This window comes from Sphingobium sp. CR28, from assembly GCF_052327305.1.
Lineage (GTDB): Bacteria > Pseudomonadota > Alphaproteobacteria > Sphingomonadales > Sphingomonadaceae > Sphingobium.
In genome coordinates, this window is record NZ_CP182486.1 from 1,375,069 (window position 1) to 1,394,540 (window position 19,472).

A 19,472-nucleotide genomic window follows, 5' to 3' on the forward strand; every position below is an offset into this window, starting at 1 on the left:
GGCCCACTTATTTGAACAGCCGGCGCTCTGGCCATGCGGCCCACGCCTAGCTAAGGGCAAACTTTTAAGGAAATATCTCATGCGTCCTTCCGGCCGTTCCGCCGACCAAATGCGCCCGATCACCATGGAAGCGGGCTTCACCCGCCACGCCGAGGGCTCGTGCCTCGTCTCCTTCGGCGATACGCGCGTGCTCTGCACCGCAAGCGTCGAGGAGCGCGTGCCGCCATTTCTGCGCGGCAAGGGCGAAGGCTGGGTGACCGCCGAATATGGCATGCTGCCACGGGCAACACATACGCGCGGGTCGCGCGAGGCGGCCAAGGGCAAGCAGTCCGGCCGCACGCAGGAGATCCAGCGACTCATCGGGCGCTCGCTGCGCGCTGTGGTCGATCTCAAGGCGCTCGGCGAGCGCCAGATCACGCTCGATTGCGACGTCATCCAGGCGGACGGCGGCACCCGCACGGCGAGCATTTCCGGCGCATTCGTCGCCTTGCGCCTCGCAATCGACGGCCTTGTGAAGCAGGGCCTGCTCGCGTCTGATCCCATCAAGGCCAATGTCGCCGCGATCTCCTGCGGCATCTACGAAGGCACGCCGGTGCTCGACCTCGACTATATCGAGGACAGCAACGCTCATGCCGATGCCAATTTCGTCCTCCTTTCCGACGGCAACATCGCGGAAGTGCAGGCCACGGCGGAAGGCGCAACCTACGACGAGGAAGCGCTGCTGCGCCTGCTGCGCCTGGCCCGGATCGGCTGCGCGCAGATCTTCGCTGCACAGAACAAGGTAACCGGGCGGTGACACGCAAGCTGGAGCCGGGGCGCATCGTGGTCGCCAGCCACAATGCGGGCAAAGTGCGGGAGATCACCGCGCTCCTCGGCCCGCATGGCATGGCGCCGGTATCGGCCAAGGACCTCGACCTTCCCGAGCCGGAAGAGACCGGCACCAGCTTCGAGGCCAATGCGCTCATCAAGGCAGTGAGTGCGGCGGACATGAGCGGCCTGCCCGCGCTGGCGGACGACAGCGGTCTGGAAGTGCCCGCGCTTGGTGGGCGCCCCGGCGTCTACACCGCCGACTGGGCGGAGCGCCAATGGTTCGAGGGCGAGAAGGGCCGCGACTGGTACATGGCGATGGGCAAGGTCGAGGGCCTGCTCGCCGAACAGGGGCCAGGCGTCGATCGCAGCGCCGCCTTCGTCTGCACGCTCTGCGTCGCCTGGCCGGACGGCTTCACCATGAGCTTCGAAGGGCGCGCGGAAGGCACGCTCGTCTGGCCCCCGCGCGGCGTTGCGGGCTTCGGCTACGATCCCGTCTTCATGCCGCATGGACAGGAGATGACGTTCGCGCAGATGGCGCCAGAGGCGAAGCACGCGATCAGTCACCGCGCGCAGGCCTTTGCCAAGCTGGTCGAGGCTCTGTTCTGAGCGAGAGTGCCGAGACCATGGGCGCGCCGCTGGCGCTCTATATCCACTGGCCGTTCTGCGTCTCGAAGTGCCCTTATTGCGACTTCAATAGCCATGTGCGCGAGAGCGTGGATCAGGCGGCGTGGCGCGACGCGCTTCTGGCCGATCTCGCCCATGAAGCCGCGCTGACTCCGGGTCGCGTGCTCGGTTCGATTTTCTTCGGTGGCGGCACGCCTTCGCTGATGCCGCCCGCGACGATGGCGGCGCTGATCGACGCCGCCGGCAAGCACTGGAGCTTTGCGCCCGACATCGAGATCACCATGGAGGCGAACCCGAACAGCGCCGAAGCCGCGCGATTCGCCGACGCGGCGGGTGCGGGGATCAACCGCATCTCGCTGGGCCTGCAGGCGCTCGACGATGCGGCGCTGCGCTTCCTTGGCCGTGCGCACGATGTCTCCGAGGGACTGGCTGCGCTCGATGCCGCGCAGGCCGCCGTGCCCCGGGTTTCCTTCGACCTCATTTACACCCGTCCCGGCCAGAGCGAAGCGGACTGGGAAGCGGAGCTGGCCCGTGCCCTCGCCTTCGGCACGGAACATCTCTCGCTCTATCAGCTCACCATCGAGCCCGGCACGCGCTTTGCCACGGATGTGCGGCAAGGCGGCTTCACACCGGCCGACCCGGACCATGGCGCAACACTCTATGAGCTGACGCAGGCCATGACGGCGCAGGCAGGCATCCCTGCCTATGAGATTTCCAACAATGCCAGGCCCGGCGCGCAAAGCCGGCACAACCTCGCCTACTGGCGCTATCAGGACTATGTTGGCGTTGGCCCCGGCGCGCATGGCCGACGGGGCGCGCTCGCGACGGTCCGTCACAGGAAACCCGAGAACTGGATGGATGCTGTCGGGCGGAACGGACACGGCCTGCAGGAGGAGCGCGCGCTCGACACCGCCGAGCAAGGCGCGGAAGCGCTGATGATGGGCCTGCGCCTTACCGAAGGCATCGACCTTGCGGCGCTTTCCCGCCGCACCGGACTGGCCATCCCCTTGCTGATCGACGAGGGCGCAGTTGCGCGGCTCGCCGGCCATGGCCTGCTTGTGCGAGACGGAGACAGGCTGCGCATGACGGACGCGGGGATGCTGCTGCTCGACGCGATCCTGCCGGAGATCGTCATCGCGTGACGTATCCGGGCAGGCGCGCTATGACCCCGCCCATGTCCGCGCTCATCGATGAATGGCGATCGCATCTGGCGCTGGCGCGGCGACGCTCGCTGCACACCGTGCGCGCCTATGTGGCGACGGCCGAACGGCTGACGGAGTGGATGGAGGACATGGACGGGCGATCGCCCGATCGCGCGGCGCTGGCGCGCCTGACCGCGAGCGACCTGCGCGCCTATCTCGCCGGGCGTCGCGCGGACGGCATCGGCAACAGCTCGGCAGCGCGCGAGCTCTCGGCGCTCCGTGCCTTTCTGCGCTTCGCCGGGGGTGAAGGCCATGCTCCGCCACCCGTGCGCGGACCGCGCGTGAAGCCCGGCGTGCCCCGCCCGGTGAGCCCGGACGAGGCGGTCGCGCTGGCGCAGGACATTGCCGAGACCGCCAAGGACGACTGGATCGGCGCACGGGACTGGGCCGTGCTTCTGCTGCTCTATGGCGCGGGCCTGCGCATTGGCGAAGCGATGGGGCTCACCGGGGACATATTGCCGCTGGGGGAGACGCTGCGCGTTACCGGCAAGCGGGGCAAGACCCGGATCGTGCCGTTGCTGCCGCAAGTCCGGGACGCGATCGACGATTATCTCGCCCTTTGCCCCTACGCCCCGACACCGAAGGACGCGCTGTTCCGTGGCGCGCGGGGCGGACCGCTCTCGCCTGCCCTCATCCGCCGTGCAGTGCAGGGCGCCCGCCAGCGGCTCGGCTTGCCGGAGCGGACCACGCCCCATGCGCTGCGCCACAGCTTCGCCACGCATTTGCTGGGGCGCGGCGCGGATTTGCGCGCGCTTCAGGAGCTGCTGGGTCATGCCAGCCTCTCCTCCACGCAGATCTATACCCGTGTCGACGCCGCGCATCTCATGGACGTCTATCGCAACGCGCACCCAAGGGCGTGAGGCGCGAAAGGTTCTAAAGGTTACAGTCCTAGGAGCAAAAAAATCCATGGGTTTGCCGCCGGTCTAACGCGTGTGCGCGACCGGACTGCCATGGATGCCAGACTGTAGGAAAGCAGGCGGCTTTAACCCGGGCGCGCTTTTGGCTTGGGTCGCTTAAACCAGAAACTCCACAGAGCGAGGCTGCCAAGCAGCATCATGGCGAGACCAGTGGTGGTGATGGCGATGCGCAACAAAACGCCCCCGACCTTGGCGGCGTGAAGAGGATAGGCCTTGTTAAAGACCTGCGCATTGGCGGGCATGGTGAGCGCGTCACGCGCAGCAAGCAGCTTCCCATCCGCAGGGTCGAACAGCAGCAGCGTGCGGCCATTGGGCAGCCACTCGTCCGCCCGCTTCATCCGCATCGAAATCGGCTCCCCGACCTCGGACGGCACGGAGAGCGTGCGCACCTGCGCATCCGGGAAGCGCCGCGACGCGGTGGCGATGATCGCCTGCCAATCAAGCGTGGGCGAAAGCGCACCCCCCTCGACCTTGGGAGGCGCCATGGCTTTCGCGAGGACGGGGCCACCGAACGGAGCGACGACAAAGTCCGCCACGGGGCGGAAGATCATCATCGTGCCGGTGAGCGCGGAGAGAAAGAGCAACGGCGCGAACAAGATACCGAGATCGCGATGATGCATGACGATCGCGGGGCGGCTCATGCGGGCGGGGAGCAGCCGGAACTTGAACGTCTTACGCGTGCGCCACCACAGGATCGCGCCGGAGACCACGAAGAAGAGCGCGCAAAGCCCGGCAATGCCAATGATCGTTTCGCCGACATCCCCGGTGAAAAGATGGTGATGCAGATCGAAGATCCACAGCTCCGGCCGCTCCCACTGGCTGGCCCATTGCGTGACCGCCGCGCCGGTCTGATCGGCATAGGCGCCCGCGCCCCTCGGAAGCCGGAGCTGGTGAAGGCCCAACCGATCCGAGGCGTAGATAATGCTCTGCACCCCGTCCTGCTCGGCCATGATCCGCGCGGTCGCCCGGCCGACCGCCGCTGGATCGGTGACGAGCGCATCGCCGGCGTGGGGCACAAACGTCCACTTGTCCCGCCAGACGAGCAGCGCGCCGGTCAGCCCCATGACCGCGAGCACAAGGCCCACGACGCCGCCCGCCCAGCGATGAAGCGTGTCGAGCAGCTTCATGAGTCTTTTCGCCCACTAAAGTGGGAAGCGGCATCAGCCTTCAACGAGGCACGTGACTCGTTGAACCCCTCCCGGCCACCCAACAGGTTATGCTTGTGGGTGGCCGGGAGGGGGGGTGGGCCGGAACCGCCCTCGGTCAGCGAAGCTGATCCAATCAAAACCGATAATCCCATGTGAGCGCGAAGGTGCGCCCGCGCCCGGCGAAATAGGAGAGGTTGTCGGTCGGCAGCCGCGTGTCGCTCGAATAGTCGATGTAGAACTTGTCGAAGATGTTCTGCGCGCTGAGGCTGAGACCGCCAAAGCCGGTCTGATAGCGGACGGCGGCATCGCTCACGGCATAGCCTCCGAAATTGTTGCGCTGGTCCGGATTGGCCTTGCCGTGGAAGGTGCGCGAGAGGAAGAGCTGCGTCTGGAAGCGCGCGGAGAGCGGCCCCTTGTCGTAGCTCACGGCCACGTTGATGCGGTCGGGCGAGATATTGGTGCCGTCCAGATCGGTGTCGACAATGCCATCGGGCGCGCCGCGCGAGGCATCGCTGTCATAGCGGCCAATGAGATGCGCGTAACCGACCGAGAGGCGCGACCCCTCCAGCGGAAGCTGCGTGGCGAGGTTGATCTCGATGCCCTGAATCTCGGTGCGCAGACGCTGCACATCGAAAATGCCGCCGGGATTGGCAATGAGCAGCTGGCCCTTGTCGCTCGACGACCAGAAATAGGCGACGCTGGCGTCGACCGGGCCGCGCTTCACCTCGACACCAATCTCGCGATTGTTCGAGACGATCGGGCTGATGTCGAGGAAGTTGTTCAGATTGACGCCCGGCGTGTCGATCGAGCGCGTGATGCGGCCGATGTCCGGCACGGTGAAGCCCTCGGCATAGCTCGCATAGGCGCGGATGCCGGCAATCGGCTCGATGACGATGCCGCCGTTGATCAGAAGATCCTCGAATTTGGGCGTGCCACCCGCCACCGCGACGCCGCCATAGGTCGAGAGACCGCAGTTTGTCGTAACAGTCGCCGAGCAGGCCACGAATGTGGTGGACGGCAGCGTGCGGTAGTCGTCGATCTTTATCTTCACATTCTCGTAGCGCAGGCCACCGGCGAGGCGGACGACGCCATCGAACAGCTTGAGATTGGCCTGACCGAATGGCGCGATCGAGCGGAAATCGCTGGGCGGCACCCAGACGCGGTCCGTGGCGATGAGGCGCTGCTCGGTCTTGTCCCAGAGGACATCGACGCCAGCGATAAGCGTAAGCGCCTCAAGACCGGGAACGGCGCGCTCATAGCTGAGCTTGCCACCGATCTTGCGCGAGCGGTTCTCCGACTGGTCGAACAAGGTGCCGACCGGCGCACGCGCGGGGTCCTGGAAGGTGGCTTGCGTGGCGATCTCGCCGCCGAACGTATCATGGGTGCGGTTCCAGAAAATCTGGCTGACGAAGTTGCCACCGCCCAGATTCGTGTCGGTGAGCGATAGTGACAGGCTTTCCGCGCGATTGGCGGCGGGCTTGCCCGGCGGGTTGCCGCGCGTTGCGCTGGTGGGAATGCCCGTAGTGCGGTTGCCGGGGACCGCGATGAAATCCCCGTCGCCGTCCAGCGCGAAGCGGTTGGCAATGAGGTCCAGCCGGGCGGTGTCGGACAGCGCATAACCGAACCGCCCGAAGACCGACCAGCTCTTGGAATCCTGCGTTTCACCCTGCGTGAGGTTGAGGCCGATCCGGCGACCATCGCCATCATAGAAGACGCCGCGCCGGTCATAGGCTGCGCCCACGCTCGCGTCGAAACGACCGGTCTTGTATTGGATGAGGCCCGCCGCCTTGCCGCCAATACCATCCGAGGTGAAGCCGTCGTCCGCCGTGCCCTGAAGAAGCACGCGGCCCGAAATGCCTTCCTGCGCCGGCGCGCCGACCGTCACCTGATTGACGATGCCGCCGGTGCCGCCAATGCCCTGAAGCGCGTTCGACCCGTAAATCAGCTCGACCCGGTCTACGAAGAAACCATCGATGGTGAAGCCGTCGCGGCTGCCGTCGCGCATCGGCGTCGACTGCGGAATGCCGTTGATCGCGTAGAGCGGCGAGCGGCCACGCAGCGTCTCGCCCGCGCCGGAGAGCTTCTGGCGGGTCGGCGAGAAGCTGGGCGTGAGCGTAGACACCGCATCCGTGACCGAGCCGGAAATGGCGAGCTGCTGGTCGAGCGAGCGCTTGTCGATGATGTCGACAGTGAGCGGCAGGGCATTGGGCGGGAGAATGGAGCGCGCGGCCGTGATGACGATCTGCTCCCGGCTGCCGTCATCCGGATCGCCAGCGGCGGTCTGGGCCTGAAGAGCCGACGGAACGGCGAGAGCCAGCAAAGAAACGGTGCCGACAGCGAAGTAACGAGATACGCGCATTTTTCCCCCAAAGGTTGAATGCAGCGGTCTCTAATCTCGCTCAATCGTTATTGCAACTCGTTATCATTCTCTGTCGCCGCGCGGCTTCCACACGGCCAGCCGCCAGACATAGGTAATGACGGCAAGGACGATGCACGCCGTGGTGACCGGTCCCAGATATGTGTCGATCTCCGTCACCGCGCTGCCGAGCACCCAGCCCGCCGCGACGAGGATGATGTTCCAGATCAGCGCGCCCGCGAAGGTCCAGCCGAGAAAGCGGAACAGCCCCATGCGGAAAAGACCGGCGGGCAGCGAGATCATCGTGCGGAAGGCGGGCATGAAGCGGAATATGAAGACAGCATATTGTCCGTAACGCTCGAAAATGCGGTCGAGATGCTCGACATCGCGCCACTCCATCGTCAGCCAGCGGCCGTGGCGATCGACCAGCGGCTTCAACCGCTCGAACCCAAGCAACCGCCCCACGAAATACCAGCTGAGGTTGCCCACCGTGGTGCCGACCGTTCCGGCGAAGAGCAGCGGCAACCACTCCATGCGCCCCTGCGCGACGCGGATGCCGCCAATGCCCATGATGAGTTCGGAAGGGATGGGCGGAAACACATTTTCCAGGACCATGAGGAAGGCGATTCCCCAATAGCCGCCGCTATCGATGAGGCGAATCACCCACTCGGTCATCGCGGCTGATCCGTCATGGCAGTGGGTTGCGGATCAGGCGGCGCGCGCCGCGAGACGCCGCTCGACCGCGTCCCAGATCATTGCGCCGCTGTCCGTGCCGTTGAAGCTGTCCATCGCGACGATGCCGGTGGGCGAGGTTACGTTGATCTCCGTGAGCCACTTGCCGCCGATCACGTCTATGCCGACGAACAGAAGCCCGCGCGCTTTCAGCTCTGGCCCCAGCGCAGCGCAAATCTCATGCTCCTGCGGCGTCAGCTCGGTCTTGGCGGCGGAGCCCCCGGCAGCGAGGTTCGAGCGGATCTCGCCCTTGCCCGGTATCCGGTTGATTGCGCCGGCCACCTCGCCGTCGACCAGCACGATCCGCTTGTCGCCTTGGGTTACGTCTTTGAGGAAAGCCTGCACCATGAAAGGCTCGACCCACATCTCCCCGAAGAGTTCCACCAGCGCCGCGAGATTGCCGCCGTCCGCGCCAATGCGGAACACGGCCGAGCCGGCATTGCCGTAAAGCGGCTTCACCACGATCTCGCCGTGCTCGGCGAGGAATGCGCGAGTCTCGGCCAGACTGCGGGTAATGATGGTGGGCGGCATGAACCGCGCATAGTCGAGCACGAAGAGCTTCTCCGGCGCGTTGCGCACGGCGGCAGGATCGTTCACCACCAGCGTCTCGCGCCCGATGCGCTCCAGCAGATGCGTCGCGGTGATGTAGTTGAGATCGAAGGGCGGGTCCTGCCGCATCCAGACGACATCGACATCGCGACCGAGATCGAGGCGGACGGGATCGCCCAGCCAGCCGAAATGATCGCCGGGTATACGCTGAACGCGCACTTCGCGCGCCTGCGCGAACAGGCGACCATCCGCCCATGTCATATCATCGGGGCGGTAATGATAGAGCCGGTGGCCGCGCGCCTGCGCCGAGACGATGATATGAAAGGTCGAATCCCCGCCGATCTTGAGCGTTTCCATCGGGTCCATCTGGAATGCGACTGTGAGGGGCATTGATTTTACGTCTCCCTTGAACGGCAATCATCACCCATCCGTTCATCCTGAGTAGCCATTGAGGCCCTGAGCGTGTCGAAGGGCGAAATGGCGTATCGAAGGCTCCGCATAGATGGCCCCTTCGATACGGGTCTTCGACTATGCTCAGCCCCTACTCAGGGCGAACGGTGAGGATTGGAGGAGTATCACCCTCCATGCCAGACATTCTCCAGATGGCGAGGCGGACGGCCCGGCGCAAGCAGCATCACATCGATCCGCATATCGTCGCCCGGACGGAGATAAAGATGAGCGAGGCTTTCCGCCGCCGCCGCGACACGCGCCAGCCGCCGCTCGTCGATCGCGAGATCGAGCGCTTCGCCCGATGCCCGCGCCTTCACTTCGATGAAGGCAAGCATCGCCCCACGCCGCGCGACCAGATCCACTTCTCCGGCCCGCGACCGCACCCGACGATCGAGAATCGACCAGCCCTTGAGGCGCAGCCACCAGGCCGCGAGCCGCTCGCCCTGCCGGCCCTTGCGCTCCGCCGCCAGCCGGGCGGGCGACTTCATTCAGCCTCCCGCAGTTCGAGCGCGCGGGCATAAAGCGCCTTGCGATCCACCCCGAAGCGCCGCGCAACCTCGCCCGCCGCCTTCGAGACCGGCATGGTCTTGAGCGCCGTGACCAGCGCATCCTCCACCTCATCCTCTGAGGCGGGCGGTGCCTCACCGGGAGGCGCCACGACGATCACGATTTCGCCTTTCGGCTCACGCTCGGCACAAGCGGCAGCCAGTTCGCTCAGCGAACCGTCCAGCACTGTCTCGTGCAGCTTACTGACCTCACGGGCGAGCGCCGCCGGACGATCTCCCAGAGCGCTGGCCATGTCCGCCAGAGAGGCGGCGCAGCGCGGCCCGCTCTCGTAGAAGACGAGGGTCGCACGAAGACCCGCCACCTCAGCCAGCGCATCCCCCCTCGCCTTCGCCTTCGACGGCAGAAAGCCCATGAAAAGGAAGCGATCGCTCGGCAGGCCAGAGAGCGTGATCGCAGCAATGGCCGCGCACGGCCCAGGCGCGGTCGTCACCATGCGGCCAGCAGCGCGCGCGTCCCGCACCAGCTTGTAGCCGGGATCGGAAATCAGAGGCGTCCCCGCATCCGACAGCAGCGCAACCGATTCGCTCGCCATCCGTTCGATGAGGCGGGCGCGAACGCGCTCGTCGCTATGGTCGTGATAGGGGAGCATCGGCCGGTCCGATCCGGCATGGCGCAGCAGACGCGCGGAAACGCGGCTGTCCTCCACCGCGACCACATCAGCGGCCCGCAGTATCTCGGCGGCGCGAGGCGTGAGGTCGGACAAGTTGCCGATCGGCCCCGCGACGATATATAGCCCCGGCTCAAGTTGCGCAGTCATGAGGAAGTGAAATGGCAGAGAGGATGCTCGGGAGCAATCGGATGAGTGCCGCCCGGCGGATCGTTGGACTGGCCATGCTCGCCTTCCTGGCCGCCTGTTCCACCGTCGTGCCGCGCCCCGACGCGCCAAAGGCCCCGCCGCCGCGCACTACCGACCAGTCCGGCGTGATCCCCGGCCTGCCGCAGGACAATGAGCGCCACCGCGTCGCGCTGCTCGTGCCCATGACGGGGACCAATGCGGGCGTGGGCAAATCGATCGCCAATGCGACCACGCTGGCAATGCTCGACACCAAGACCGAGAAGGTCCGCATCACCAGCTACGACACTGCCGCCGGCGCGGCAGGCGCCGCCCAGCGGGCAATCCGGGATGGCAACCGGCTGATTCTGGGACCGCTCACTGCCGAGGAAGTGCGCGCCGTCGCACCCGTGGCAAAGGCTGCGGGCGTGCCGGTCATCAGCTTCTCCAACGACGTGTCCGTCGCTGGCAACGGCGTCTTCCTGCTCGGTTATTCGCCAAACCAATCGGTCGAGCGCGTGGTGCGCTTCGCCCGTGGCAAGGGCCTCTCGAAGTTCGCGGCGCTGGTGCCTCGTGGCGTCTATGGCGAGCGGGCGGGCGGCGCCTTCCTGCGCGAAGTGCAGGCGAGCGGCGGGACGCTGGTATCCATGGAAACCTTTGACCGGGCGCCCGGATCGGTCGCGGCGGCAATCAAGAAACTCGGCGCAAGCTCCAGCTATGACGCGCTGCTCATCGCCGATGTTGGGCGGATCGCGGTGCAGGCCGCGCCGCTCGTGCGGGCCAATGGCGGGGGCGATGCCCGTCTGCTCGGCACGGAACTGTGGAACACGGAGACCAGTCTGGGCGCGACACCGGCCCTGCGCGGCGCTTGGTTCGCCAGCGTCTCCAACGGCCTCTACCGCACGCTCTCGGGCAAATATCGCACCAGCTATGGCAGCGCGCCCTATCGCCTTGCCTCGCTGGGCTATGATTCGGTGCTGCTGACCGTGCGCGTGGCGCAGGACTGGAAAGTGGGAACGCCCTTCCCCACCGCCCGCCTCACCGATGCCGACGGCTTTGCTGGCATTGACGGCGCCTTCCGCTTCGGCCGCGACGGCATCGCGGAGCGCGCGCTGGAAGTGCAGGAAGTGACCGCCGCCGGCACCAGCATCGTGGACGCGGCGCCGAGGGGGTTCACGAAGTAGCGCTCGGCCTCACAGACGCGGCTTGAAGTTTTCGCGCGGAGGCGCGGAGACCGCAGATAGACGCTGGTCGCCTTATGAAGCACCCTGCCAAAAGGCGGGGATGGATGCTGAAACAAGTTCAGCATGACGATGCTTTGGGGAAAAAGAAAAGGGAGGCACAAGGCCTCCCTTCCTTTATCTCAGTCTTGGAAAATCCCTTACAGGATCGACTGGCCGGTCTTGGCCCAGTCCGCCTCGAACTGGGCGAGGCCCTTGTCCGTCAGCACATGGTTCACCAGCGACTTGATGACGGCCGGCGGGGCGGTGATGACGTCCGCGCCGATCTTCGCGCACTCCAGCACGTGGATGGGGTGGCGGAGCGAGGCAGCGAGAATCTCCGTCTCGTATCCGTAGTTGTCGTAGATCAGGCGAATATCGGAGATGAGCTGGATGCCGTCCATGCCATTGTCGTCATGCCGGCCGACGAACGGCGAGATGAACGTAGCGCCCGCCTTAGCGGCGAGCAGCGCCTGATTGGCCGAGAAGCAGAGCGTCACGTTGACCATGCAGCCGTCTTCAGTGAGCGCCTTGCAGGTCTTGAGGCCATCAATGGTCAGCGGCACCTTGACCGTGACATTGTCGGCGATCTTCCGCAGCACGGCGGCTTCCTTCATCATCGTCTCATGATCGAGCGCGACAACTTCCGCCGAAACCGGGCCGGGGACGATCGCGCAAATCTCCTCGATGACTTCCAGGAACTTGCGGCCCGACTTGTTGATGAGGCTGGGATTGGTGGTGACACCGTCCAGAAGGCCGGTCGCGGCCAGCTCGCGGATTTCGGCGGTATCGGCAGTGTCGACAAAGAATTTCATGGCGAAATGGCCCCTGTGCAAATGAAATCGTGCGATGAAATCGGCCCAATGAGGATGGCGCGATTGATTCGTGCCTCTCTAGCCGGAAATGTCGGGCAAGTCAGTCGTCGCGTGGCGATGCGTGGCTTAATACCGTCGCGTCCACTCGCCGGTTTGTCTTGGCTTCCCGCATCGCTACATGAGCGCCATGGCCCGCCTGCGCGTCATCCTGCTCAACGCCGCCCTCGGGCCGCTCGACTATCGCGCCCCGCAGGGTGTGACGGTGGCGCCGGGGCAGATCGTCATCGCGCCACTCGGCCCGCGCCCGCTGATGGGCGTCGTGTGGGACGAAGGCAGTTTTCCCGATGTGCCGGAAGTGGGCGACAACCGCTTGCGCCCGATCCTCGACATTGTCGACGTGCCGCCTATCCCCGCGCCGCTGCGCCGGCTGATCGAATGGACCGCCGACTATTATATGGCGCCGATCGCCGCCGTGCTGCGCATGGCGCTCGCTTCCGTCTCCGCGCTGGAGGGGGAGCGCACCGTCATCGAGTATCGCGCGACCGGCGTGCTTCCCGAGCGGATGACGCCGCAACGCGCGCAGGCCATCGAGCGGATCGGGGACCGGCAAGGGCTGGTCCGCGAACTGGCGACGATTGCGGAAGTCTCCGACGCGGTGGTGCGCGGTCTGGTGAAACAGGGCGCGCTGGCGGCGATCGAGGTTTCGACCGACACGCCCTTCCCCGAGCCGGACCCGGACTTCGCAACGGTCGACCTGACGCCCGAGCAGGAGAGCGCCGCCGGTGCGCTGGTCTCCGCGGTGGCTGCGCGCGCCTTCAAGCCCATCCTGCTCGACGGCGTGACCGGATCGGGCAAGACCGAGACCTATTTCGAGGCTGTGGCGCAGGCGCTGCGCATGGACCGGCAAGTGCTCGTGCTGCTGCCCGAGATCGCGCTCACTGAGCCGTTCCTCGCGCGCTTCTCGGCCCGGTTCGGCTGTGTGCCGGTCGCCTGGCATTCCGGGCTGCGCCAGACCGAGCGGCGGCGGGCGTGGCGCGCGATCAGCACCGGCGAGGCGAAAGTGGTGGTGGGTGCGCGCTCGGCGCTCTTCCTGCCCTATGCCAGGCTAGGCCTGATCGTGGTGGACGAGGCGCACGAAACCAGCTTCAAGCAGGAAGATGGCGTGCGCTACCACGCGCGAGACGTGGCGGTGATGCGCGCGATGTTCGAGGACATACCGGCGCTTCTGGCGTCCGCCACGCCTGCGATCGAAACGCGGCATCAGGTGGAGATCGGCCGCTATGAGGAGATCAGGCTCCCCGCCCGCTTCGGCGGTGCGGAGCTGCCCGAGATCATCGGCGTGGACCTGACGCACGATCCGCCGGACCGGGGGCGCTGGATCGCCCCGCCGCTCATGACCGCGCTCCGCGAAACGCTGGACAAGGGCGAGCAGTCGCTACTGTTCCTCAACCGGCGCGGCTATGCGCCGCTCACGCTGTGTCGCCACTGCGGCCACCGCTTCCAGTGCCCCAATTGCACGGCGTGGATGGTCGAGCATCGCCTCTCCCGCCGGCTCGCCTGCCATCATTGCGGCCACAGCGTGCCGACGCCCGACATATGCCCGGCCTGCGAGGCGGACGACGCGCTCGTCGCCTGCGGCCCTGGCGTGGAGCGCATCGCGGACGAAGTGAAGGCACTGCTGCCGGACGCGCGCACTGCCATCGTCACGTCCGACACCTTATGGTCTCCGGCGCGGGCGGCGGAATTCGTCGAGGCGATGAATGCCGGGGCGATCGACATCATCGTGGGCACACAGCTCATCACCAAGGGCTATCATTTCCCCGAACTGACGACCGTGGGCGTGATCGACGCAGACCTCGGCCTCGACGGCGGAGACCTGCGCGCAGGCGAGCGCACCTTTCAGCAGATCATGCAGGTGGCCGGGCGTGCCGGGCGCGGCGAGAAACCGGGGCGAGTGTATATCCAGACCCGGCTCCCCCAGGCGCCCGTCATCCAGTCGCTGCTGAGAGGCGATACGGAAGGCTTCTACCGCGCCGAAACCGACGCGCGCAAATCGGCTCACGCGCCGCCCTTCGGCCGCTTTGCCGCGATCATCATCAGCGACACGGATGGCGCGGAAGCCAAGGCAACCGCAGACCGGATCGGCGCACGCCAGCCGCGCATGGAGGGCCTGCGCATCTACGGGCCAGCCGCCGCGCCGCTCGCCATGCTGCGCGGCCGACACCGGCACCGGCTGCTCGTCCACGCACCGCGGACACTCGATGTGCAGGCGGTGATCCGCAAATGGCTGGCAGGCATCGACTGGAAAGCAAGCACGCGCGTTACCGTCGACATCGATCCCTACAGCTTCGTGTGATGGGCGAAGTCGAGACGCCGTGCCGCCGTCTCTGCGCGCTGGACGCGGAAAGGATTTGCACGGGCTGCGGCAGGACCATCGACGAGATCGTGCGCTGGGGCAGGATGACACCGCAGGAACGCCGGGCAATCATGGCGCGGCTGGACGCGGCGCTGGGCGACGATCCGGGCCGCGTATAAAAAGCAGCCGCCTCGCCGGGAAAGAAGCGAGACGGCTGCGCCCCTGCGACGGGGAAGCTCAAAATCAGCGTGTGGCGGGACGCCAGTTGATCCGCTGGCCCTTACCCAGCTTGCCGAAGTCCACGACCTGCTCACGCGAGGCAGCAGGCTGGGGCGACGGCGCCATGGCCGCCACGGTACTGCTTGCGGGCGCAGCCTGCGGCTGCCCGTTGCCGGCCTGACGGATCAGGAACTGCGCGCGGCGCAGACGCTTGGTGCGCGTGAGGAAAGGGTTCTCCGCGCTCGGCGCTTCCGCAACCATGCGCTCCAGTTCGCCCTCTCGCGGCGCAGGATTCGCAGCGCGGACAGTCGAGCGCTCCAGTCGCGTTTCGCGATCGGCCTGCGCCATCGCCATGGCAGGCGTTGGGACAAACACATCCTGCGGAGCACGAACAACGGTGGCCGCCACGGGAGCGGCGGGCGTGACGACCGTTCGCTCAGACAGGCTCTCATCATATGAAAGCTCGTCCGGAACCTTGCGACGACGGGTCGCGACCAGACCGGCGCCAAGGATCACAATGGCAGCGCCGCCGCCAAGCATCCAGTAGACGGAGCTGTTGTCCGCCACCACCGGAGCGGGCGGCGTTGCGGCACCCGTGGCGATCGGTGCGGGGGTCGTCACCACCGGATCGGAATTAGCCGGCTCAGTGGGCGCCGGGGCTTCGGCAACGGTCGCGGTGAGAGCAGTCGCAGCAGCGGCCTTCACCGAATCGGCTGAAGCGCGCGCCGTGGTTGCAGCGCTCTGGGTCTGGGCGGCCGCAGTCCGGCTGGACGCGCGGGCCTCCTCACGCGCTTGGGTGGCGACACGCGCCGGTGCGGTCTCAGCAGGCGACTCGCTGGCGACCGAAGGCGTGCTCTGCGCCACGGACGTGGGCAGGCTCGGCAACGGAATAGTCGCTGTAACAGCAGGGGTTGCAGGAGCAGCGCTTGGCGCGCTGGGCGTCATAGCCGGGTTAATGGGTGCCTGAGTCGTCAGCTCCGCGGTCGGCGTAGTCGAAGCGGGAGCGGCCGGCGCTGGGGCAACGTCCGGAAGCACCGGCGCTGAGACCTGACCGATCGACGGAGTGGCGGAAAGCGCCATGACAGCGGCAATCGCGGTCAGCGCTGGGCGGCGAGGGGTGAGTGCGTATCTCATGCACAATCAACCCTCGCCCTCGTTCCTCAGTTGCGAGCGCGACTCGGAAAGAGCGACGAATCGTTATGCGCAAGCCGTCAAGCTGAAACATTGAGTAACTTTATTTCTCCGCGACTCGGGAGACAGGTCCAGCGAGGGCCGCCATTGCTGCCTTCGCATCCTCTGCAAGACGCGCCATCGCTGTCGCCCAAGGCCCGTGGCCATGGCTAATGCGGGCCACGCCAAGCTCGGCGAGACGCGCAATCGCCGGCACGCCTTCGCCCACGAGGATGTTGACCGGCAGGGGCGAACGTTCGCAGAGTCGGCCGATTAGCGCCTCCTCATAGACGAAAGGCACGAACAGACTGTCGGCCCCGGCGTCCCGGTAAGCCTTGCCACGCTCCGCCACCGCATCGACCAACGCAGCGTCGTGCTCGGCGCGCGGCGTCACGATGAAGAGATCGGCCCGCGCATTGATCCAAAGGCCAGTCGATGCCGCCGCCGCGATCCGGGCGGCTGCCACATCCGTTGGGAAGAGCGCGCGCGTCTTCGGGTCTTTATCCTCGATGTTGATGCCCGCCGCGCCAAGCGCCTTCGCGCGCCCGACAGCTTCGGCCACGCCCTCGGGCGCATCTCCATATCCCGCCTCCATATCTATGGTGACGGGCAGATCGGTAACGGCGACGATCTCTGCGAGATTGGCGAGTGCCTGATCGAGCGGGAAATTCTCGCCATCCTTGTGACCATGCGCGCCGGCCACACCCCAACTGCCGGTTGCGATTGCCTGAGCGCCCGCACCGGCTACCGCGAGCGCGGAGCCCGCATCCCAGATATTATAGAGGAGGAGCGGACGCCCGGGAACATGGAGGGCACCAAAGGCTTCGATCTTGTCGGTCATTTCCGGTTCTCTCTCTTTAGCAGCTCTTCCTTGCGGTCCAGCCCATAGGCATAGCCGCCGAGGCTCCCGTCCGAACGAATGACGCGGTGGCACGGAATAAGCACCGCGACGTTATTGGCGCCATTGGCGGACCCCGCCGCCCGCACCGCGCCGGGTCGCCCGACCGCCGCCGCGATCTGCGCATAGCTGCGCGTCTCGCCCGCCGGGATTTTCCGCAGCTCTCGCCACACTGCTTCCTGAAACGCCGTGCCGGCCACATCGAGCGGCAAGTCCGGCATGGTCGCGGGATTGTCCACCGCAGCAACCGCACCAGCCACGAGATCGCGCATGGACGCGCCGCCGCGCTCGATGGTCGCCGCAGGGAAGCGCCGGACAAGGGCCGTCTCATCCTCATCGAACGACAGGCGGCAAATGCCTTTTTCGGTTGCCGCGAGCAGCATCCTCCCCAGATGCGTCTCCACCATTTCCCAGCGGATGGTGACGCCCGCTCCGCCATTGCGCCACGCGCCTGGTGTCATGCCCAGCCTTTCCCCGGCATCTTCATAGAAACGACCAGGACCGGAATAGCCGGCATCATAGATCGCCTGCGTGACACTGCCCCCTTCGGACAGCGCATCCTCCATCCGTCCGGCACGGAGCGCACGAGCATATGCGGCAGGGGAAAGCCCCACTTCCCGAGTAAAGAGCCGCTGGAAATGATGCGGCGTATATCCGACCTCCGCCGCCAGCTCCGCGAGCGAAACCGTGCCGTCTGCTTCCCCCAGCAGCGCCAGCGCGCGGGACACTGCCTGCCGATCCCGCCCGACATCATCGGGCAGGCAGCGCTTACAGGGGCGGAAACCGGCGTCGCGCGCAGCAGCCCCGCTCGCGAAGAACCAGATATTCTCCCGCTTCGGTCGCCGGGCCGGGCAGCTTGGCTTGCAATAAATGCGCGTGGTCCGCACCGCGACGACGAAGCCGCCGTCCTTCGACCGGTCGCGCGCCTCGAACGCAGCGAAAGCCGAATCCTCGTCCAGATGATCTATTTCGCTCATGATCGTCACTGTCAGTCCTCCGTCATGACGACAAATTAGGCAAGAGGCGCGCGGCACGCGTCCCGCAGGTTGCGATCAAAGCGAGGACACATGCTTTTTCTTTGCGAGTGCGCGGGCTCCCGTCTAATTCAGCCCGATATGCTGGCACGTCTCGTCCTTCGCTTCGCCGCGCTTCTCGTCGCGCTTGTTCCGCTCCCGTCATCGGCGGACACTCAGGATATTGCCGCCACCTCGCGCTCCGTCGTCCGCGTGGCGCTGGTGACGACGGATGGGGACAATGCCTATTTCGTCGGCCACGGCTCGGGAATTGTGGTGGCGCCGGGCAAAGTCCTCACCAATGCGCATGTCGTGGAGATGACCCGGACCGAGCCCAACATTGTCATCGGGGTCATCCCGGCGGAAGGCACGCGCAGTTTCGGCGGCAAAGTCATTGCCTTCTCGCCCGGAAACGACCTGGCGCTTATCCAGATCGATGGCGGCGAGAACCTGCCCGTGGCCACCTTCTTCGCCGGAGCCACGACAGACGGCCAGAGCGTTACCGCCATCGGCTATCCCGGTGCGGTCGACCGGGCGCAGGGCATGGAGCTCAACGACATTATCAAGCCGATGAGTGCGGTGAGGACGGGAGGCACTATTTCTGCCGGCCGCTCGGCCAAGCAATATGACACGGTGCTGCACACCGCGCCGCTGGCGTCGGGCAACAGCGGCGGTCCGCTGGTGGATGCTTGCGGCCGGGTGCTCGGCGTCAACAGCTTCGGTTCGCTATCGGACGGCAATGACGCGGAATATGGCTTCGCCGTCTCTGACCGGGAAGTCGCCAATTTCCTGCGGCAGGCAGGCGTCCAGTTCCAGCGCAGCGCCGAGCCGTGCCGCAGCCTTGCCGATTTGGAGGAAGCCGAAGCGCTGGCCGACGCAAGAGCCAAGGCGGACGCGGCTCAGCGGGCGCAGCAGGAGGCGATCCGCACGCGCGAGATCGCGCTGAACGCGCGCGAGACCGCCCAGCAGGACATCATCGCCCGGCGCGAGAACATGATGGCGCTGGCCGCTGTGCTGCTGGCGGGCGCGGTGCTGGCAGGCGGCGGCGCCGTGCTGTCCTCCAGCCATCGCCAGCGCAAGCGGGTCAAGTGGCTCGGCATCAGCGCAGGCGTGCTTGGCGCGGCGGCGATACTCGCCTTCCTGCTCCGCCCGAGCTTCGATGGAGCAGATACGCCCGATCGAGCCAGCGGGGAGAAGGACTCGGGTGTCTCCGTGAACATTCCGCCGACGCAGAGCGGGAGCGGGCCACTGGTGTGCCGTATCGATCGCGCGCGCAGCCGCATCACTGTCTCGGAAACAAATGATGTGCCGCTCGACTGGCGCGAGACAGGCTGCGTGAACGGCAAGACGCAAATGGTTCAGGACGGAACGCGATGGAGCCGGGCCTTCGTGCTCAACAATGAGCCGACCATTTCCATGCGCAGTTTCGATCCCGCGACGGGCAGCTATCGCTCGGATCGCTATTCCGTGGACGCCGCCACGGCCGATCAGGCAAGGGAGCTTCGCGGCAAGATCGGCTGGGAAGGATGCACCAGCGACCCCGGCCGGATCGAGGCGCTGGGCCAGATGCAAGCTCAGGTGCGCGCGCTGCTCACCAATCCGCCGAACGAACGGCTGGTCTACCGGTGCGAGCCCGAAGCGCCGCAACCCTGAC

18 protein-coding genes are annotated in these 19,472 nt (G+C 66.3%); 8 read left to right on the forward strand and 10 right to left on the reverse strand.

Annotated features, from left to right (window positions below; all coding sequences use genetic code 11):
• The first annotated feature begins 79 nt into the window (after positions 1-79).
• Genes rph through ACNAOH_RS06535 form a run of 4 tightly spaced genes read left to right on the forward strand, consistent with a single transcriptional unit; the run spans position 80 to position 3,496 of the window.
• Positions 80-796 (forward strand): ribonuclease PH, encoded by a 717-nt coding sequence (gene rph, locus ACNAOH_RS06520; protein WP_443971944.1) that lies wholly within the window; start codon positions 80-82, stop codon positions 794-796.
• Complete coding sequence (gene rdgB / locus ACNAOH_RS06525) at positions 793-1,416, forward strand: RdgB/HAM1 family non-canonical purine NTP pyrophosphatase (RefSeq protein WP_443971945.1); 624 nt, start codon at positions 793-795, stop codon at positions 1,414-1,416. Before rph ends, rdgB begins: the two co-directional genes overlap by 4 nt.
• A 17-nt stretch (positions 1,417-1,433) precedes the next feature.
• A complete protein-coding gene (hemW, locus tag ACNAOH_RS06530) occupies positions 1,434-2,576 on the forward strand; it encodes a radical SAM family heme chaperone HemW (protein ID WP_443971946.1) in 1,143 nt (380 codons plus the stop codon).
• A gap of 20 nt (positions 2,577-2,596) precedes the next feature.
• Entirely contained in the window at positions 2,597-3,496 is a 900-nt protein-coding gene (locus tag ACNAOH_RS06535) for a tyrosine recombinase XerC (RefSeq protein WP_443971947.1), read from the forward strand.
• Positions 3,497-3,618: 122 nt separating this feature from the next.
• Here ACNAOH_RS06535 and ACNAOH_RS06540 read toward each other — a convergent pair whose 3' ends face one another.
• From ACNAOH_RS06540 to rsmI, 6 genes are all read right to left on the reverse strand, one after another.
• Positions 3,619-4,680: a PepSY-associated TM helix domain-containing protein gene (locus ACNAOH_RS06540; protein ID WP_443971948.1), complete on the reverse strand. Its 1,062-nt coding sequence runs from the start codon at positions 4,678-4,680 to the stop codon at positions 3,619-3,621.
• 154 nt (positions 4,681-4,834) lie between these two features.
• Positions 4,835-7,060, reverse strand: a complete 2,226-nt coding sequence (locus tag ACNAOH_RS06545) for a TonB-dependent receptor (protein ID WP_443971949.1) — start codon at positions 7,058-7,060, stop codon at positions 4,835-4,837.
• 63 nt (positions 7,061-7,123) lie between these two features.
• Positions 7,124-7,732, reverse strand: coding sequence for a DedA family protein (locus ACNAOH_RS06550; RefSeq protein WP_443971950.1), 609 nt, complete (start codon positions 7,730-7,732; stop codon positions 7,124-7,126).
• Positions 7,733-7,765: 33 nt separating this feature from the next.
• The gene (gshB, locus tag ACNAOH_RS06555) at positions 7,766-8,728 is read right to left on the reverse strand and encodes a glutathione synthase (protein ID WP_443971951.1); all 963 of its coding nucleotides are present in this window, start codon (positions 8,726-8,728) and stop codon (positions 7,766-7,768) included.
• Positions 8,729-8,913: 185 nt separating this feature from the next.
• Positions 8,914-9,276, reverse strand: a complete 363-nt coding sequence (locus ACNAOH_RS06560; protein ID WP_443971952.1) for a YraN family protein — start codon at positions 9,274-9,276, stop codon at positions 8,914-8,916.
• Positions 9,273-10,112 carry a 16S rRNA (cytidine(1402)-2'-O)-methyltransferase gene (rsmI, locus tag ACNAOH_RS06565; protein ID WP_443971953.1) on the reverse strand — a complete coding sequence of 280 codons (840 nt, stop codon included), beginning with the start codon at positions 10,110-10,112 and terminating at the stop codon, positions 9,273-9,275. The genes ACNAOH_RS06560 and rsmI overlap by 4 nt, the downstream gene beginning before the upstream one ends.
• Positions 10,113-10,123: 11 nt before the next feature.
• Between rsmI and ACNAOH_RS06570 the strand changes: the two genes are divergently transcribed.
• Positions 10,124-11,311 carry a penicillin-binding protein activator gene (locus tag ACNAOH_RS06570; RefSeq protein WP_443971954.1) on the forward strand — a complete coding sequence of 396 codons (1,188 nt, stop codon included), beginning with the start codon at positions 10,124-10,126 and terminating at the stop codon, positions 11,309-11,311.
• A gap of 197 nt (positions 11,312-11,508) precedes the next feature.
• Here the strand turns inward: ACNAOH_RS06570 and fsa are convergent, their stop codons facing one another.
• Positions 11,509-12,162, reverse strand: coding sequence for a fructose-6-phosphate aldolase (gene fsa / locus ACNAOH_RS06575; RefSeq protein WP_443971955.1), 654 nt, complete (start codon positions 12,160-12,162; stop codon positions 11,509-11,511).
• A 187-nt stretch (positions 12,163-12,349) separates the two neighbouring features.
• On the opposite strand from fsa, the gene ACNAOH_RS06580 reads away from it, so the two are divergent.
• Both ACNAOH_RS06580 and ACNAOH_RS06585 read left to right on the forward strand, forming a co-directional pair.
• Positions 12,350-14,518, forward strand: a complete 2,169-nt coding sequence (locus ACNAOH_RS06580) for a primosomal protein N' (RefSeq protein WP_443971956.1) — start codon at positions 12,350-12,352, stop codon at positions 14,516-14,518.
• A complete protein-coding gene (locus ACNAOH_RS06585) occupies positions 14,518-14,697 on the forward strand; it encodes a DUF1289 domain-containing protein (RefSeq protein WP_443971957.1) in 180 nt (59 codons plus the stop codon). Before ACNAOH_RS06580 ends, ACNAOH_RS06585 begins: the two co-directional genes overlap by 1 nt.
• Before the next feature lie 64 nt (positions 14,698-14,761).
• Here ACNAOH_RS06585 and ACNAOH_RS06590 read toward each other — a convergent pair whose 3' ends face one another.
• The 3 genes from ACNAOH_RS06590 to ada all read right to left on the reverse strand — a co-directional run bounded on the left by ACNAOH_RS06590 (position 14,762) and on the right by ada (position 17,782).
• Positions 14,762-15,871 (reverse strand): hypothetical protein, encoded by a 1,110-nt coding sequence (locus ACNAOH_RS06590; RefSeq protein WP_443971958.1) that lies wholly within the window; start codon positions 15,869-15,871, stop codon positions 14,762-14,764.
• Between the two features lie 100 nt (positions 15,872-15,971).
• The gene (locus ACNAOH_RS06595; RefSeq protein ID WP_443971959.1) at positions 15,972-16,748 is read right to left on the reverse strand and encodes an isocitrate lyase/PEP mutase family protein; all 777 of its coding nucleotides are present in this window, start codon (positions 16,746-16,748) and stop codon (positions 15,972-15,974) included.
• The gene (ada, locus tag ACNAOH_RS06600) at positions 16,745-17,782 is read right to left on the reverse strand and encodes a bifunctional DNA-binding transcriptional regulator/O6-methylguanine-DNA methyltransferase Ada (protein ID WP_443971960.1); all 1,038 of its coding nucleotides are present in this window, start codon (positions 17,780-17,782) and stop codon (positions 16,745-16,747) included. Before ada ends, ACNAOH_RS06595 begins: the two co-directional genes overlap by 4 nt.
• A 138-nt stretch (positions 17,783-17,920) precedes the next feature.
• Between ada and ACNAOH_RS06605 the strand changes: the two genes are divergently transcribed.
• On the forward strand, positions 17,921-19,471 hold the full coding sequence (locus ACNAOH_RS06605; RefSeq protein WP_443971961.1) for a S1C family serine protease: 1,551 nt from the start codon (positions 17,921-17,923) through the stop codon (positions 19,469-19,471).
• Position 19,472: the final 1 nt, after the last annotated feature.